The sequence below is a fragment of the Streptomyces avicenniae genome, assembly GCF_000719135.1.
Taxonomy (GTDB): domain Bacteria; phylum Actinomycetota; class Actinomycetes; order Streptomycetales; family Streptomycetaceae; genus Streptomyces; species Streptomyces avicenniae.
In genome coordinates this window covers 169,545-184,236 of the sequence record NZ_JOEK01000020.1, presented here as the reverse complement: position 1 = coordinate 184,236, position 14,692 = coordinate 169,545, and the positions used below count along the sequence as shown (strand labels likewise).

The window sequence follows — 14,692 nt, the reverse complement described above, 5'->3', positions numbered from 1 at the left end:
GGGCCGGGGCACCGCCAGGAGCTATCGGGTCCTGCCCCGGGCCGGGGCCGTGCGCGTGTCCGGGAGGTGTTCCTGCGTGTCCTCGGTCAGGAAGTCCTCGTCGTCCCCGAGGTGCGGGGCCTGGAAGGGGTTCGTCGTCGGAGGTGGCGACGCCGCGGTGGTCCGGCGGGGCGCCCCTTCCGGAGCGGAGAAGAGGGAGGTGAGGTCGATGAGAGGTCTTCCCATACGTCGGAGGGTCGGGAGGGGGACGGCGTGCACGTGACCGTGCGGGGCCGGTCCTACAGCTTGCTCATCTTGGTGTACGGGCTCAGGATCCGCTCACGCACCGAGCCGAAATCGACGAGTGCCGCGATTCCGTCCTCGATGACGAGCACGCGGCCGAGGCCGTACATGTCGTGTGTGACCTGGTCGCCCACGGCGAACTGCTTCGGGGGCGGCGCGACCGGGGCCTTGAAGGGGCTGGTGGGCAGGGAGCGCTTCGGTGCAGCTGGCTTTGTCATCATCACCAGTATGCGCCCGCGTGCCTCCGTTCGTGGCGGCCGTCCCCACATCCGCTGTGCGGGACGGGCCCCGACGAGGGCACGCCGGGTGGGGGCGAGGCATGGCAGGCACGGCTGCGACCTGCGGAATGTCTCCCGGACGGTGCGCGGCCCGGTCGGTCGTCGGCCATCTGCCTTCCCCACGCCCCCCAGGGAATCCGGCAAGGGGTGTGACGCGGGCCGTCCGGTCCATGCCTCGAAACGGTGACGGTACGGCCACGACGCGGTGCGGCGACGCGGTCAGGGGCGCGCGACGATCTTCACGGCCGTGACGACCATGACCGTGCGGGAGACGTAGTACACGACGAAGGCACCGGCGACGGTGGCCTCCCTGCGGTCGCGCTCCTTCCCGACGGGGCAGGAACCGTGGCCGTACGGGTCGCGGCCCAGCGTGGCGCTCATCTCGGAGTCGAACAGGACGCGGGACGGGCGCGGCAGTGCGCGGCGTGCCTCGTCGGCGAGCGGCGCGAACTGGACGCGGTAACCGCTCACGCCGCGCCGTTCCCCCGGTCGCGGTCGTCGAGGGGGACGCAGCCGGAGAGATCGCCGACCTCCAGGCGTGCGAACTCCTCCTCGACCTCGGCGACCGCCTGCGGGTGGGTCTCCAACGCCCAGTGGGCCAGCACCTGGTGGAGCCTGTCGCCCGGGGTGCTGCCCACCACGGCGTCGAACTCGTGCCGCCGCTGCGCGGGCAGGGCCGCGCGGATGCCGTCGATGGTGGAGGGCAGCTCGACCATGCCGTCCCCCACATAGGTGACCCAGGTCACCTCAGAGGTGTCGCCCATCCACCGTCCTCCCGTGCCACGCCGAACGCGCCGCCGGGCCCTCATCCTTCCGCAGGTGGACGTACGGGCTCAAGAGGCCGTGAACGCCCCCCGGTTCGAGGGGGAGATGGCCGCCAGTGCCCGTGACCCGACGACCTGCGGGTAGTCCGTCGCTAATGAGTTGACGGCCCGTCAACGGCAATCGCCTTGCCCGGCGCAGCATCTGACGCCCGTCAGCCGCTCGCGTCGGGCCCCACGCGCGTGGTGGAACTGCCGAACGGCAGGTGTGTCCGCCGGTGGGCCAGCAGCCACACGCCGCCGATCCTGCGGAAGTCGTCCTCGTAGTGGCCGACGTTCGCGGGGAGCCGCGGCGGGATCATGGTGCCGTCGAACCCGTCCACGCGGTAGGTGGCGAGGTAGGAGACCGCCGTGGCCGTGGAGGCGGAGGTGACGGTGACCAGGACGTTCGTCATCTGACGGCGCGAGAGCCGGTCGGCGGGTCGGCCCGCGAAGTAGGTGCGCAGCGCGTCCCGTCCCTCGACCCTGCGTCCGTCGTAGGGCCACTCCCAGACGCCGTCAGGCGTGAAGAGGTCGGCGACCGAGCCGGGCTCGCCGAGGTCGAGCCGGTGCGTGAAGTCCACGATCAGCCGCTCACAGGCCCGTTCGGCGAGGAGGCGGTCCAGCGGGGCGATGTCGTCGGCGGTCATGCGCGCGTTGTACGACGGTCGGCGGAGCGCGGGCAACGGGATTCCCGCCTCCGGCGCGCGGTCACCCCCCGGGCTCCGCGTCGTACTGGAGGGCCCGGCGCACCTCGCGCGCGCGTTCCGGGGAGGCGAGGCGGGCGACGAGGTGGAGCGACATGTCGATACCCGCCACGCCACCGGCCGAGGTGAGGAGGTCGCCGTCGTCCACGATCCGCTCCCCCGGCCGGATCTCGACGCTCGGGTCGAGCTTGACCAGCAGGTCGAGCGACGACCAGTGGGTGGTCGCCGGGCGGCCCCTCAGCAACCCGGCGGCGGCGAGGGCCAGCGCGCCCGTGCAGACGCTCGCCAGCAGCGGGACGGCCTCCCGCTGCCGCCGGAGCCATTCCAGGTGGGCCTCGTCGTCCACCAGCGCCGTCACTCCGGCACCGCCCGGGTGCAGGAGCACGTCGGGCGGCGGCTGACCGGCCGCGGGGCGCTGCGGCTGGATCGTGAGCCCCTTGGCGCACGTCACCGGCGCGCCGTCGTGCGAGAAGCAGTACGCCCGCCAGCCGTCGCCCGGGAAGTTCCGCGTCCAGTGGGCGAGCACCTCCCAGGGGCCGACGGCCTCCAGTTCCTCCGCGCCGGGGAAGAGGAAGATGCCGATGCTCCGCGCCTGCGTGTCGCTCATCGCGCCATCCCACCAGACCGCGGGGCCGGGGCGCCGGATGCCACGAGCCGTCACCTTCCTCGAACGGCCGTGCGGAGCCCGTGGCATGATGGCCTCCCCCCGACCGGCAGCGTTCCTCACGCGGGAGAGCCATGTCTGAACGGAAGCCTCCGGCCATCGACTCGTCGGTGCCGCACTCGGCCCGGATCTGGAACTACTGGCTCGGCGGCAAGGAGCATTACCAGGCCGACCGCGACATGGGCGACCAGATCATGCGGTACTTCCCCGAGATCGTGGAGAACGCGCGCGGCAACCGGTACTTCCTCTGCCGGGCCGTCCGCTTCCTCGCCGCCGAGGCGGGCATCCGCCAGTTCCTCGACATCGGCACCGGCCTGCCGACGGAGGACAACACGCACGAGATCGCGCAGCGGATCGCGCCCGCGACCCGCGTCGTGTACGTGGACAACGACCCGCTGGTCCTGGCGCACGCCCGCGCCCTGCTGACCAGTTCACCCGAGGGCGCCACCGACTACATCGACGCCGACGTGAACGACCCGGACTCGATCCTCGCCAAGGCCGCCGCGACCCTCGACTTCTCGCAGCCCGTCGCGCTGATGCTCCTCGGCATCCTCCAGTTCGTGCCGGACGCGGAGGAGGCGTCCCGGATCGTCACCCACCTGATGGAGGCGCTGCCCGCCGGCAGCTACCTGGCGCTCTCCCACCCGACCAACGCGGTGCGCGGGGAGCGGATGGACGCGGCCGTCCGGCAGTGGAACGAGGGCGGCGGCTCCCCCGTGCTCACCCTGCGGACCCCTGAGCAGGTGACGCGCTACTTCGACGGCCTGGAACTCCTCTCCCCCGGCGTCGGGTCCACGGCGCTGTGGCGGCCGGAACTGTTCGACGCCGACTTCACCAGCCCCATCGACGACTTCGGCGGCGTCGCGGTCAAGCACTGACCGCCAGGCGTCGCCCCGCGCCGAAATACGGCTGCCCCGGCCGCGTTCCTGTGGTCGGCTGTGCCGATGGACGTGTCATGGCTGGGGCCGCCGCTGGACGTGCGGCCCCTCTTCCCCGAAGAACGCGCCGAACTGCTCGGCCTGTTGGCGTCCCTGTCCCCCGCGGACCGAACGCGCCCGACGGTCTGCCCCGGCTGGGACGTGGGGGACGTGACCGCGCACATCCTGCACGGCTACGTCCGCCGCCTGTCCAACGGGCGTGACGACCACCGGGGCGGGCCGTCCCCCGGGCCAGGCGAGTCGCTGCCCGCGTTCCTGACCCGGGCGAACGAGGACTTCGTCGCCACGTCGCGGCAGCTCAGCCCCCGTCTGACGGCGGACCTCATCGCCCACCTCGGCCCACAGGTGGACGCGCTGTGGGCGGACGCCGTGCTTGCCGGCCCGGCCGGGGTCGCGGTCTCCTGGGCGTCCCCTGACGCGCCGACGCCCGCGTGGCTCGACCTGGCGCGCGAGTACACCGAGCGCTGGACGCACCAGCAGCAGATCCGCGACGCCGTCCTGCGCCCGGGGGCCGACGCGCCCCGGCTGCTCGGGCCCGTGCTGGACACCTTCCTCCGCGCCCTCCCGCAGACGCTGCGCGGCGTGGACGCGGCGGTGGGAAGCGGCGTGCGCGTGACGGTGCCAGGCTCTGCCGGGGGCCGGTGGACCGCCGTACGCCGTCCGGAGCGCTGGGAACTGGCCGACGACAGGGGCCCGCCCGCCGCCGAGGTCGTCATCGGCGCCGACACGCTCTGGCGGCTGGCCACGCGCGGGATCGGCCCCGGCGAGGCACGCAGGCGGGCCGAGCTGCACGGCGACGCTCTCCTCTGCGACGCGGTGCTCGGCATCCTCGCCGTCGTCAGGTGAGCGGGTCGTCCGAGATTTTTCCCCGGGGCCTGTAGAAAAGGGCGCCGTCGGTTCGTCGGATGGGTGTCGAAAGGAGCAGGACATGCACGACCTCGTCACCGGCGCCCGCACGGAGGTGGCCCTGACCGTCCCGTTGCCGCGGGAGCGCGTCTGGGAACTGATCACCGATGTGACGCGGCACGGCACCTGGAGCCCCGAGTGCTACCACGCCGCCTGGCTGCCGCCCACGGCGAGCGCGATCCGGCCAGGGAACCGTTTCGAGGGACGGAACCGCTTCCCGGACGGCAGGGTGACCCGGGTCGTCTGCGAGGTGACCGAGGCGGTGGCCCCCGTGGTCTTCGCCTGGGCGGTGCTCGACGCGCACGACGACCCGGCACGTCCCTTGGCGTTGTGGCGCTACGAGCTGGGCCCCGCCGGGGCTGCCGACCGCACCGAGGTGCGGCACTCGTTCGTCCACGGCCCCGGCGACAGCGGCGCGCGCGTCGCCGCGCTGCGTGACCCGGGGACCCTCGCCGGGCGGCTGGCGCAGCTACGGGACAACATGGCCGTGTCGCTCGCCGCACTGGCGGGATGCCCGAAGGAGGACCGATGAAATACCTGCTGCTGATCTGCACCGACGAAGGCTTCGACGCCCCGCCCGGGGAACTGGACCCGACCGCCTGGGTGGAGGAGACGGACCGCGCGGGCATCCGCCTCCTCGGCGACCGGCTCCGGCCGTCCGGGGACGTCACGACGGTGCGGGTGCGCGACGGCGCGGTGCTGCTCACCGACGGGCCGTTCGCCGAGACCAAGGAGGAGATGGGCGGATTCGACCTGATCGAGTGCGCGGACCTGGACGAGGCGATCGAGGTGGCGGCGCGGCATCCCATGGCGCGGTTCGGGATGATCGAGGTCCGGCCGCTGTGGGGATGAGCCCGGCCACCACCGCCCGCGCGGCGGTGGCCGACGCCTGGCAGGGCGAGTGGAGCCGGATCGTGGGCGCGCTGATCCGGCACACCGGCGACTGGGACCTCGCCGAGGAGTGCGCGCAGGACGCCTTCACGAGGGCACTGGAACGCTGGCCGCTCGACGGCGTACCGGCACGCCCCGGCGCCTGGCTGATGACGACGGCACGCAACCGCGCCGTGGACCGCCTGCGCCGCGCGACCGTCGAGGCCGCCAAGCTCCGTGAGCTCGCCGCCGCGCCCCTCCCGTCCCTCGCGGCCGGTGAGGTGGACGTCCAGGACGACCGGCTCCGGCTGATCTTCACCTGCTGCCACCCCGCGCTGTCGGACGAGGCCCGTGTGGCGCTCACCCTGCGCACCGTCGCGGGTCTCGGCACGGGGGAGATCGCGCGGGCCTTCCTCGTGTCGGAACGGACCATGGGGCAGCGGCTCTTCCGGGCCAAGAGCAAGATCCGGCACGCCCGCATCCCCTTCCGGGTGCCGCCGCGCGAGGAGTTGCCCGCCCGCCTCGACGGCGTGCTGCGGGTGCTGTACCTGCTCTTCAACGAGGGGTACGCGGCCACGGCGGGACCGGTGCCGGTCCGCGCCGACCTGACGGGGGAGGCGATCCGGCTGGCCCGCCTGCTCGCCGGTCTCCTCCCGGACGAACCGGAGGTCGGCGGCCTGCTGGCGCTGCTGCTCCTCCAGAACGCCAGGAGCGCGGCCCGCACGGACGCGGCCGGGGACTTCGTGCCCCTCGCCGACCAGGACAGGTCACGCTGGGACGCGGCGCGCATCGCCGAGGGGGTGGCCGTGCTCGACCGCGCGCTGGGCCGACGGCGGCCGGGGGCGTACCAGGTGCAGGCCGCCGTCGCGGCCTGCCACGCGACGGCGCCGGGCCCCGAGGAGACGGACTGGCGGCAGATCGCACTGCTGTACGGGGAGCTGGCCCGGTGGGCGCCTGGCCCGGTGGTGGAGCTGAACCGGGCGGTGGCCGTCGCGATGGCCGAGGGCCCGGCGGCGGGACTCGCCCTCCTGGCCCCCCTCACGGCGGCGGGGACGTTGGACGGCTACCACCTGCTACCGGCCACGCGTGCCGATCTCCTGCGGCGCCTCGGGCGTCACCGGGAGGCCGCCCTCGCCTACCGGGAGGCCCTGACGCTCGCCACCTCGGACACCGACCGCCGCTACCTGGCCGCCCGGCTGGAGACGGCCACGCAGTCGGCGGCGGACGGGGGACGCGCGCGTCCGGCCGGCTGACAGCCCGCCGGACGCCGGTCGGCCCCGAGGGCTCAGACGTCCCGCCAGCGGGCGAGGGCTATGGAGAAGACACCGAACATCACCAGGCCCACGGCCATCACGACCAGCAGTGCCGGGCCCGCGGGGGTGTCGGCGAAGCTGCGGAGGGTGTCGTCCATCCCCTTGGTCTTGTCCGGGTCGTAGTCGGCGGCTGCCTGGACGGCGAACACACCGGCCACCGCGAAGGTCGCGCCCCGGGCCAGTCCCCCGCCTATGCCGAGGGTGTCGATCAACCGTCGTGCCCGGCGGGGCAGATGGCCGTCCTTGAGGTGCTTGCGGAACTTCCGCATGAGGGCGCGTACCGCGATCATCAGGCCCGCGGCGGCGATCCCGAGGCCCACCGCCCCGACGAGCCACTGCCCGGCGGGCAGGTCGAGGGCGCGGGCGGTGATGTCCTGGGAGCGCTGGTCGCTCGACCCGCTGCCGCTCTCGCCCATCGCGAAGGAGAGGACGGTGTACGCGCCGAAGCAGTAGAAGACGAACCGTCCGGCCGAGAGCAGCCGCTTGGTCGCCTTGCGCCCGTCAGGTCCCGAGGCGCCGAACAGCGCCTCGGACAGCCGCCACAACGCCATGCCCACCAGCCCCACACCGACGGCCCAGATGAGGAAGCCACCGAGCGGCTTCTCCGACAACTCGCGGAGGGCGCCGCCCTGATCGGCCTGCTCCGCCCCCGTGCCGAAGGCTATCTGCCAGGCGAGGGCGCCGATCAGGAGGTAGAGGACGCCGCGCGCGACCAGTCCCCAGCGTGCCGCGCCGTCCATCGCCGAACTGTTGGCCGCCCGGCGGGCGGTCGCCCGGCCCTGTAGTCCGATTGCTGATCCCATCGCCATGCCTCCAGGTCGTGTCCCACTCGGCTGCCCCGGCACCCGAAGCGGAAACGACCTCCTGGGCCGGAGCGTTCCGGACAGAAAGGATTTTCTTGTCCGAAATACCGAAAAGGACATCAAGCGCCTCCCGGGCGTCAATTCCGGTCGGCTTCCGACGCATCGACGACACCGGTGACCCCACGCGCCCCGGCCGCCCGCACACACCCGCACACACAGGAGCCGGGCACACCCCCGAGGGGTGCGCCCGGCTCCGCGCGTCGTTCAGGCCCGCACGAGCGGCGTGTCCACGAGATGCTCGGCGAGGAACCAGGACTCCAGCTCCCCGGTCCTGATGACGTCGGAGACGAGCAGGTCGTTGGTGCCGTCGTCCCCCATCTCGTCCGCCCGCGCCGCCGCGTCGTGGGAGTCGGTCAGGATCAGCGTGTGCGCCTCCAGCAGCCGGGAGATCATGGCCGGGACCTCCTCGACGCCGTTCGGCGGGCGCGGCACCTTGGTGATCTCCGCCGCGTGCCGCGGGTCGCCGACGGCGACGCCCCCGAGGGACTGCACCCGTTCCGCGATGGTGTCCACCAGCTCCAGCTGCTCGCCCGCGTGCTTGTCGAGCAGCAGGTGGAGCGAGTAGAAGGTCGGGCCACGCATCAGCCAGTGGCACTTCTTGTAGAGGTTGTAGAGCATCTGGCTGTCGCTGAGGACCTGGTTCAGCCGCTGGCAGGAGTACATCCGGGTGTCGTACGACAGGACCATCGGCAGCTGCCTGACCGTGCCGAACTCCTGGATCACCTCGCCCTGCTGGTGCAGCCACGGCTGGCTGCTACCGGCCGCGTGATTCTTGGATACGGACTTGAGCCTGGCCATGAACCGCCTCCTGTGTCTGCCCCCCGTGCGCGCGAACTCTCCCGTCACTCTAGGAAGGGGCCGGGCGATCGGCATCCGCGGCGCCGCCGGGCGGGTGGTGGCGTCCGTACGGCGTCCCGGCCCACCGGATCTCGCCGTCCTGCCGGTGCGGGGTGGGCGCGAGTCCGAGGGCGTGCGCGACGGCCGCCGAGGCGGCGTGCTCCGGGTGGACGTGGGCGACGACGCGGTGGACCGACCGGCCCGCGAGCCAGCCGACGAGCCCGCGTGCCGCCTCGGTGGCGATGCCGCGTCCCTGCCAGGGCGTCCCCACCACCCAGGCGACCTCGGCGACCGGCTCCCGGCCGGTCGCGGCGGCGGACGTCACGGTGGCCTGGACCGTGCCGGCGAGGTGACCGCCCTCGCGCAGGCCGATCGTCCAGTTGCACCAGGAGACGGCCGGGTCGGGCGAGCCCACGGCGAGCCGTTCGTACCGCGACCGCAGGGCCCCCGCGGTGGGCGGTGTGCCGCCGGTGAACCGGTAGAGGCCGGGATCGGCCAGCACCGCGGCCATCTCCGCCGCGTGCCCGGGGTGCAGGGGCACGAGGAGCAGACGCGCGGTGCCGATCGGGCCGGGGCGCAGGGGCCCCGGCCTCGGGGCCGGGGTGCTCAGCGCCTGCTCCGGCCACCGGCGACGAGCGAGACACCGACGGCGGCGAGCCCGATCTGGATCAGCCATTCGATCCAGTCCACGCCGTTCGTGTCGTTCACGTCGAGCCCGGACGCGAGGGCCGAGCCGAGGAGGGCGGCGATGATGCCGACGGCGATCGTCCAGAGGATGCCGATGCGCTGACGCCCGGGAAGCACCAGACGCCCCAGGAGTCCGATGATGAGACCGATGACGATCGCACTGATAATGCCGGAGATTTCCATCATCACACCTTTTTGTCTCGACGTTCCTTCCGGGTGCCCCGCTCCCCGGCTCTCACGCCCTGGGATGTGTCACGCGGGGACGGGCCCGGCGTCGGCCCACGCGGCGACCCGTATCTCGTCGCCCACCGCGATCCGCCCGGGGCGCACGACGGAGAACTTCGCGCCGAACGAGACCCCGCCCCCGCCCGTCCCGATGTCGGCCCCCCTGCGGTAGCGGGCCAGCGTGCGCAGCGGCTCGGGCCCGGAGCGCGCGCCCGTCGCCTGGTTGACCAGCGTGACGGCGCAGCGGACGGCGAGCTTGGTGTACCCGAGGACCGCGGCGCCGACGGCTGCCTCACGCACCCTGTCCTCGGTGTGCGGCTCCGCCCAGCCGGTGACCACGAGGTTCGGACGGAAGCGGTCCATCGGCAGAGGCGGTCGCCCTTCGGCGGCCAGCCGGGCGTTCAGGCCGTCGAGGGATGCCTGGGACAGGATGTGGACGGCGGAGCTGTCCGCGTATCCGGAGGTGCCGGGCGTCACCCCGTCCGTGACGCGGCCGTGGTCGGGCGGCACCCGGACGAGGCGGCTGGGGGTGGCCAGGACCTCCGTGAGCCAGGCGGCGGCGTCGGCGCCCTGGTCGATGCCGCGGTAGGGGTCCCCGAAGAGGGAGACGGGCCGGGCGGGCCCCTCCGCGTGCACCGGGACGTCGAGCGGACCGAGACCGGGCGCTTCGAGGCGAAGCAGGGAGCCGTCCTCGCTGACACGCGGGCGTATGAGGGAGAGCCGGGGATCGGCCCGCTGGCTCCGGAAGACGCCCGCCGTGTCGGTGACCATGAACGCGCGGTCGTGCGCCGCCCCCGCCGGGCCGAAGCGGATCGCGGGAACGGTCACTCCCGCACAGCCCTTGATCGGGTAGGAGGTCACTTCGGCAACACGGGCCACGCCGGTGAGCATACAAGGGCCCTGGCTACGATGATGCGGCCATGGACAGCGCACCTGATTTCCGCAGTTTCGTCGCCGTCGGGGACTCGTTCACCGAGGGCATGTCGGACCTCATGCCGGACGGCACCTACCGCGGCTGGGCCGACCTGCTCGCCCAGCGCTTCGCGAGCCGCAGGGCCGGTTTCATGTACGGCAACCTGGCCGTCAGGGGCAAGCTGATGCGGCAGATCGCGGAGGAACAGGTGCCCACCGCCGCGGCGATGGGCGCGGACCTCGTGACGCTCGTCGGCGGCCTGAACGACGTCCTGCGGCCCCGCTGCGACTTGGAGCAGGTCACGGGACTGCTGCGGCAGTCCGTCGAGCAGCTCGCGCCCACGTGCAAGCAACTGGTGCTCATGCGCAGCCCGGCGCGGCGCGGCCCGATGCTGGAGCGCTACCGGAGCCGCATGGAGCGCCTGTTCGAGTTCATCGACGAGCTGGCCGAGCGGCACGGCGCCGTCGTGGTGGACCTGTACGCCTCCACGTCGCTCGGCGACCCGCGTCTGTGGGCGGACGACCGGCTGCACCTCAGCCCGGAGGGGCACCGGCGGGTGGCCGAGGCCGTGTGGCAGCGGCTGGGGTACGAGGCCGGATTCGCGTGGGACGAGACGCTGCCGCTCTCCCTGCCGGCGGGCTGGTACGCGCGGCGCACCGCGGACGTACGGTTCGCGCGGGAGCACCTCATCCCCTGGATCGGGCGGCGCCTGACGGGCCGGTCGTCGGGCGACGGGCGGGCGCCGAAGCGTCCTGACCTCGCCCCGCCGGTGAACGAGGAGTAGCCCGTAGAATCCGGTGCCGTGACTGACAAGCCCCGCATCCCGAACGTCCTCGCCGCCCGCTACGCCTCCGTCGATCTCGCCGGACTCTGGTCCCCCGCGCACAAGGTGGTGCTGGAGCGCCGTCTGTGGCTCGCGGTGCTCCGGGCGCTCGACGAGCTGGGCGTCCCGGTGCCCGAGGGCGCGGTCGCGGACTACGAGCGGGTGCTGGAGCAGGTGGACCTCGGCTCGATCGCGGAGCGCGAGCGCGTCACCCGGCACGACGTCAAGGCGCGGATCGAGGAGTTCAACGCGCTGGCGGGGCACGAGCAGGTACACAAGGGCATGACCTCGCGCGACCTGACGGAGAACGTCGAGCAGCTCCAGATCCGGCTGTCCCTCGAACTGGTGCGCGACCGGACGGTGGCGCTGCTCGCGCGGCTCGCGAGCCTGGCCGCCGAGTACGGCGACGTGGTGATGGCGGGGCGCTCGCACAACGTCCCGGCGCAGGCGACGACGCTGGGGAAGCGTTTCGCCACCGCCGCCGACGAACTGCTGGTCGCCTTCGGGCGGCTGGAGGAGCTGCTGACCCGCTACCCGCTGCGTGGCGTCAAGGGCCCGGTGGGCACGTCGCAGGACATGCTGGACCTCCTCGGCGGCGACGAGCGCAAGCTCGCCGAGCTGGAGGGCAGGATCGCCGGTCACCTCGGCTTCGGCCAGGTCTTCACCTCCGTCGGGCAGGTCTACCCGCGCTCGCTGGACTTCGAGGTGACGACGGCGCTGGTGCAGCTCGCCGCGGCGCCGTCCTCGCTGGCGAAGACGATCCGGCTGATGGCCGGGCAGGAGCTGGTGACGGAGGGGTTCCAGCCCGGCCAGGTCGGCTCGTCGGCGATGCCGCACAAGATGAACACCCGGTCGTGCGAGCGGGTCAACGGGCTGGCGGTGGTCCTGCGCGGCTACGCGTCGATGACGGGCGAACTCGCCGGTGACCAGTGGAACGAGGGCGACGTCTCCTGTTCCGTCGTCCGGCGCGTCGCGCTGCCCGACGCGTTCTTCGCGTTCGACGGCCTGGTGGAGACGTTCCTGACGGTGCTGGACGAGTTCGGCGCCTTCCGCCCGGTGGTCGCGCGGGAGCTGGACCGCTACCTGCCCTTCCTGGCGACGACGAAGGTGCTGATGGCGGCCGTACGCGCGGGCGTCGGCCGTGAGACGGCGCACGAGGCGATCAAGGAGCACGCCGTGGCGTCCGCGCTCGCCCTGCGCGAGGGCGCCGAGCGCAACGAGCTGCTGGACCGGCTGGCCGGGGACGGACGCATCCCGCTGGACCGGCCGGGACTCGACGCCCTCATGGCGGACCGCCTGTCGTTCACCGGCGCCGCCGGCGGCCAGGTCGCGGCGGTGGTCGCGCGGGTCGAGGACGTCGTCAAGCGGTATCCGGCGGCGGCGGCCTACCGGCCCGGCGCAATTCTCTGAGCGCGGGGACACGGGCGCTGTGAGCGGCCTGGTGGGCGGCGATCCGTCGCTGCTGCGCCGGATCAACTCGGCGGTGGTGCTGCGCGCGCTGCGCGAGGCGGGCCGGACGCCGCGGTCACTGACCGATCTGGCCGGGGCGACCGGGCTGTCGCGTCCCACCGTCGAGGGAGTGCTCGACGGGCTGACGCGGTCCGGTCTCGTGGCCGCGTCGGAGGAGCCCGCGACGGCGGGGGCGCGGCGCCTCGGACGCCCGGCCAGGCGTTTCCGTTTCCGCGCCGAGGCGGGGCATCTCCTCGGGGTGGAGGTGGGCGCACACCGGGTCGCGGCCGTCCTGTCCGACCTGGCGGGGCGGCGCCTCGGGACGCTCGCGCGCGAGGTGTCCACGGCGGCGTCGGCCGAGGAGCGGCTGGCGTGCACGGCCGAGACGGCGACGGAACTGCTGGCCGCCCACAGCGCGCCGGACGCCGCCCTGCGGGCGGTGGGCGTGGCCAGCCCGGGGATCGTCGGCCCTGACGGCTCGGTGCGCCTCGGGACGGCGTTGCCCGGCTGGACAGGGCTGCCGCTGCGGGAACGGCTCGGCGAGATGTTCGGCTGCCCGGTGCAGGTGGAGAACGACGCGAACGCGGCGGTGCTCGCCGAGCGGTGGCTCGGCGCGGCGGTCGGCGCGGACGACGTGGTGATGGTCCTGGCGGGGCTCAGTCCTGGCGCCGGGTCGCTGATCGGCGGGCGGCTGCACCGGGGGCACGGCGGGGCGGCCGGGGAGATCGGGGCCCTGCACCTGCTGGGGCGTCAGGCCACTCCGGAGCGGCTGCTCTCCACATCCGTGGAGCCGCTGGTGCCGCTCGACGAGCAGGCGGTGGCGGCGGTCTTCGCGCGCGCGGGAGCCGGGGACGAGGGCGCGGCGCAGGCGGCGGAACGGTTCCTCGACCGCCTGGTGCACGACGTGACGGCGCTGGTGCTCGCGCTGGACCCCGAGCTGGTGGTGATCGGCGGGTGGGCGGCCGGGCTCGACTGGGTGGTGCAGCCGCTCCGGGCGCGGCTGGAACGTTACTGCCTGCGCACCCCGCGCGTCGTGGCGTCCGTGCTCGGCGCGGCGGCCGTCCCGCTCGGCGCGCTGCGGCTGGCGCTCGACCGGGTGGAGGAGGAGTTGTTCGCGCTGCCGGAGCGCGTCAGTCGGCAGGAACGATGACGGGCTGCCGTCCGCCGAAGGTGAGACGGCACGTGTCGGCGCGGTAGGTCGCGACGGCGACGGCGACCGTGTGCCCGCCGGACAGGTAGCGCGTGGTGACGACGAGGACCGGGGCGCCGGGCAGTTGGTCGAGGCGCCGGGCCTCGTCCGCCCCGGCGGAGCCCAGTTCCACAGCCCGGTCCTGGCCGTCGGGCGCGAGGGCGTGGAGGTGGGCCAGGACGCCGCCGCGGTCGGCGGGCGAGGCGGGGACGGGCACGTAGACGTGCTCGACGGCGACGGCCCGGCTGTGGCTGATGAGACTGCGGTGGGCGATCTGCACGGGCTCGCCCGGCTCCGTGCCGAGGAGGCGTGCGACGGGCTGCGGTGGCGGGGCGGTGCCGCCGTCCGTGGTGGCCCAGGGGTCTCCCGGGGCGCCGGGGAGTCCCTGGCCGCGCGGGCTGACGTCCACGCCGACCCGGGGCGGGGCCACGGTCGTGCCGATGCCGCGTCGCCGCTGGAGGCGGCCTTCCATCTCCAACTGGTCGAGGGCCTGACGCAGGGTGGCGCGGGCGACGCCGAACCGTGCGGCGAGGGTCCGCTCGTCGGGCAGGGACTGGCCGACGCTGAACTCGGAGTCGAGCGCCGCCGTCAGCACCGTCTTGAGGTGCCAGTACTTGGGCTCCGGCTGCCTTTCGGCCGTGTGCGCGCGGCCGAGCTGAGTGGTCCCCACCCTTGCCTCCCGTGATCGTCCCACCTCCTGCGGGGCCGCCGTCGCCTCGCGGGAACCGTGGGTACGGGACCGGCGACGACGGGCGGTCATGCGCAGGGCGCCATGGGCCGGCGGGCCAATGGCGCGATTATGAAAGGTTGTTGCGTATGTGGGGACCATACGGGCGCACGGCACCTTGGTCAAGACCAATCCAGGGGAGGGATTGTCAGTGGGCGCCCGTATGGTGCCGTTATCGGGGAAAAGGCGGTCGTCGGGCGGGAGGGCACCGGTGGGAGACG

General features: G+C 73.7%; 20 protein-coding genes. 8 read left to right on the top strand and 12 right to left on the bottom strand.

Features of this window, described 5'->3' with window-relative positions; all coding sequences use genetic code 11:
- Positions 1–21: 21 nt before the first annotated feature.
- From IF27_RS28740 to IF27_RS28715, 6 genes are all read right to left on the bottom strand, one after another.
- Positions 22–225: a hypothetical protein gene (locus IF27_RS28740; RefSeq protein ID WP_052852828.1), complete on the bottom strand. Its 204-nt coding sequence runs from the start codon at positions 223–225 to the stop codon at positions 22–24.
- Positions 226–278: 53 nt separating this feature from the next.
- Positions 279–500, bottom strand: a complete 222-nt coding sequence (locus tag IF27_RS28735; RefSeq protein WP_052852827.1) for a hypothetical protein — start codon at positions 498–500, stop codon at positions 279–281.
- A gap of 279 nt (positions 501–779) precedes the next feature.
- Positions 780–1,031, bottom strand: a complete 252-nt coding sequence (locus IF27_RS28730) for a hypothetical protein (RefSeq protein WP_052852782.1) — start codon at positions 1,029–1,031, stop codon at positions 780–782.
- Positions 1,028–1,324, bottom strand: a complete 297-nt coding sequence (locus tag IF27_RS28725; RefSeq protein WP_052852781.1) for a hypothetical protein — start codon at positions 1,322–1,324, stop codon at positions 1,028–1,030. The genes IF27_RS28730 and IF27_RS28725 overlap by 4 nt, the downstream gene beginning before the upstream one ends.
- 212 nt (positions 1,325–1,536) lie before the next feature.
- Positions 1,537–2,010: a nuclear transport factor 2 family protein gene (locus IF27_RS28720; RefSeq protein WP_052852826.1), complete on the bottom strand. Its 474-nt coding sequence runs from the start codon at positions 2,008–2,010 to the stop codon at positions 1,537–1,539.
- A 61-nt stretch (positions 2,011–2,071) separates the two neighbouring features.
- A complete protein-coding gene (locus IF27_RS28715) occupies positions 2,072–2,674 on the bottom strand; it encodes a DJ-1/PfpI family protein (RefSeq protein WP_052852780.1) in 603 nt (200 codons plus the stop codon).
- A gap of 131 nt (positions 2,675–2,805) precedes the next feature.
- On the opposite strand from IF27_RS28715, the gene IF27_RS28710 reads away from it, so the two are divergent.
- The 5 genes from IF27_RS28710 (at position 2,806) to IF27_RS28690 (ending at position 6,698) form a co-directional block, all read left to right on the top strand.
- Complete coding sequence (locus tag IF27_RS28710) at positions 2,806–3,609, top strand: SAM-dependent methyltransferase (RefSeq protein WP_052852779.1); 804 nt, start codon at positions 2,806–2,808, stop codon at positions 3,607–3,609.
- Between the two features lie 66 nt (positions 3,610–3,675).
- Positions 3,676–4,515 (top strand): maleylpyruvate isomerase family mycothiol-dependent enzyme, encoded by an 840-nt coding sequence (locus tag IF27_RS28705; RefSeq protein WP_052852778.1) that lies wholly within the window; start codon positions 3,676–3,678, stop codon positions 4,513–4,515.
- An 82-nt stretch (positions 4,516–4,597) separates the two neighbouring features.
- Positions 4,598–5,107 (top strand): SRPBCC family protein, encoded by a 510-nt coding sequence (locus tag IF27_RS28700; RefSeq protein WP_052852777.1) that lies wholly within the window; start codon positions 4,598–4,600, stop codon positions 5,105–5,107.
- Positions 5,104–5,427 carry a YciI family protein gene (locus IF27_RS28695; protein WP_052852776.1) on the top strand — a complete coding sequence of 108 codons (324 nt, stop codon included), beginning with the start codon at positions 5,104–5,106 and terminating at the stop codon, positions 5,425–5,427. The genes IF27_RS28700 and IF27_RS28695 overlap by 4 nt, the downstream gene beginning before the upstream one ends.
- Entirely contained in the window at positions 5,424–6,698 is a 1,275-nt protein-coding gene (locus IF27_RS28690) for an RNA polymerase sigma factor (RefSeq protein WP_052852775.1), read from the top strand. The genes IF27_RS28695 and IF27_RS28690 overlap by 4 nt, the downstream gene beginning before the upstream one ends.
- A gap of 32 nt (positions 6,699–6,730) precedes the next feature.
- On the opposite strand, the gene IF27_RS28685 is transcribed toward IF27_RS28690, so the two are convergent.
- From IF27_RS28685 to IF27_RS28665, 5 genes are all read right to left on the bottom strand, one after another.
- The gene (locus IF27_RS28685) at positions 6,731–7,561 is read right to left on the bottom strand and encodes a DUF1206 domain-containing protein (protein WP_110946345.1); all 831 of its coding nucleotides are present in this window, start codon (positions 7,559–7,561) and stop codon (positions 6,731–6,733) included.
- Positions 7,562–7,825: 264 nt separating this feature from the next.
- Positions 7,826–8,419, bottom strand: coding sequence for a Dps family protein (locus tag IF27_RS28680; RefSeq protein WP_052852773.1), 594 nt, complete (start codon positions 8,417–8,419; stop codon positions 7,826–7,828).
- 49 nt (positions 8,420–8,468) lie between these two features.
- A complete protein-coding gene (locus tag IF27_RS28675) occupies positions 8,469–9,008 on the bottom strand; it encodes a GNAT family N-acetyltransferase (RefSeq protein ID WP_420822062.1) in 540 nt (179 codons plus the stop codon).
- 56 nt (positions 9,009–9,064) lie between these two features.
- Positions 9,065–9,328 (bottom strand): GlsB/YeaQ/YmgE family stress response membrane protein, encoded by a 264-nt coding sequence (locus IF27_RS28670; protein WP_052852824.1) that lies wholly within the window; start codon positions 9,326–9,328, stop codon positions 9,065–9,067.
- Between the two features lie 69 nt (positions 9,329–9,397).
- A complete protein-coding gene (locus IF27_RS28665) occupies positions 9,398–10,249 on the bottom strand; it encodes an MOSC domain-containing protein (protein WP_052852823.1) in 852 nt (283 codons plus the stop codon).
- 41 nt (positions 10,250–10,290) lie between these two features.
- Between IF27_RS28665 and IF27_RS28660 the strand changes: the two genes are divergently transcribed.
- From IF27_RS28660 to IF27_RS28650, 3 genes are read left to right on the top strand one after another with little or no spacing between them, the layout of a single operon-like run.
- A complete protein-coding gene (locus IF27_RS28660) occupies positions 10,291–11,067 on the top strand; it encodes an SGNH/GDSL hydrolase family protein (protein ID WP_052852772.1) in 777 nt (258 codons plus the stop codon).
- 18 nt (positions 11,068–11,085) lie between these two features.
- The gene (gene purB / locus IF27_RS28655) at positions 11,086–12,516 is read left to right on the top strand and encodes an adenylosuccinate lyase (RefSeq protein ID WP_052852771.1); all 1,431 of its coding nucleotides are present in this window, start codon (positions 11,086–11,088) and stop codon (positions 12,514–12,516) included.
- Between the two features lie 19 nt (positions 12,517–12,535).
- Complete coding sequence (locus IF27_RS28650; RefSeq protein ID WP_052852770.1) at positions 12,536–13,705, top strand: ROK family transcriptional regulator; 1,170 nt, start codon at positions 12,536–12,538, stop codon at positions 13,703–13,705.
- Here IF27_RS28650 and IF27_RS28645 read toward each other — a convergent pair.
- Complete coding sequence (locus tag IF27_RS28645; RefSeq protein ID WP_052852769.1) at positions 13,686–14,414, bottom strand: GntR family transcriptional regulator; 729 nt, start codon at positions 14,412–14,414, stop codon at positions 13,686–13,688. The two genes, IF27_RS28650 and IF27_RS28645, sit on opposite strands and share 20 nt — an antisense overlap.
- Positions 14,415–14,692: the final 278 nt, after the last annotated feature.

Coding starts and splice junctions, on each gene's coding strand:
- IF27_RS28740 (WP_052852828.1), bottom strand. CDS start 225: ATGGGAAGACCTCTCATCGACCTCACCTCCCTCTTCTCCGCTCCGGAA.
- IF27_RS28735 (WP_052852827.1), bottom strand. CDS start 500: ATGACAAAGCCAGCTGCACCGAAGCGCTCCCTGCCCACCAGCCCCTTC.
- IF27_RS28725 (WP_052852781.1), bottom strand. CDS start 1,324: ATGGGCGACACCTCTGAGGTGACCTGGGTCACCTATGTGGGGGACGGC.
- IF27_RS28720 (WP_052852826.1), bottom strand. CDS start 2,010: ATGACCGCCGACGACATCGCCCCGCTGGACCGCCTCCTCGCCGAACGG.
- IF27_RS28715 (WP_052852780.1), bottom strand. CDS start 2,674: ATGAGCGACACGCAGGCGCGGAGCATCGGCATCTTCCTCTTCCCCGGC.
- IF27_RS28710 (WP_052852779.1), top strand. CDS start 2,806: ATGTCTGAACGGAAGCCTCCGGCCATCGACTCGTCGGTGCCGCACTCG.
- IF27_RS28705 (WP_052852778.1), top strand. CDS start 3,676: ATGGACGTGTCATGGCTGGGGCCGCCGCTGGACGTGCGGCCCCTCTTC.
- IF27_RS28700 (WP_052852777.1), top strand. CDS start 4,598: ATGCACGACCTCGTCACCGGCGCCCGCACGGAGGTGGCCCTGACCGTC.
- IF27_RS28695 (WP_052852776.1), top strand. CDS start 5,104: ATGAAATACCTGCTGCTGATCTGCACCGACGAAGGCTTCGACGCCCCG.
- IF27_RS28690 (WP_052852775.1), top strand. CDS start 5,424: ATGAGCCCGGCCACCACCGCCCGCGCGGCGGTGGCCGACGCCTGGCAG.
- IF27_RS28685 (WP_110946345.1), bottom strand. CDS start 7,561: ATGGGATCAGCAATCGGACTACAGGGCCGGGCGACCGCCCGCCGGGCG.
- IF27_RS28680 (WP_052852773.1), bottom strand. CDS start 8,419: ATGGCCAGGCTCAAGTCCGTATCCAAGAATCACGCGGCCGGTAGCAGC.
- IF27_RS28670 (WP_052852824.1), bottom strand. CDS start 9,328: ATGGAAATCTCCGGCATTATCAGTGCGATCGTCATCGGTCTCATCATC.
- IF27_RS28660 (WP_052852772.1), top strand. CDS start 10,291: ATGGACAGCGCACCTGATTTCCGCAGTTTCGTCGCCGTCGGGGACTCG.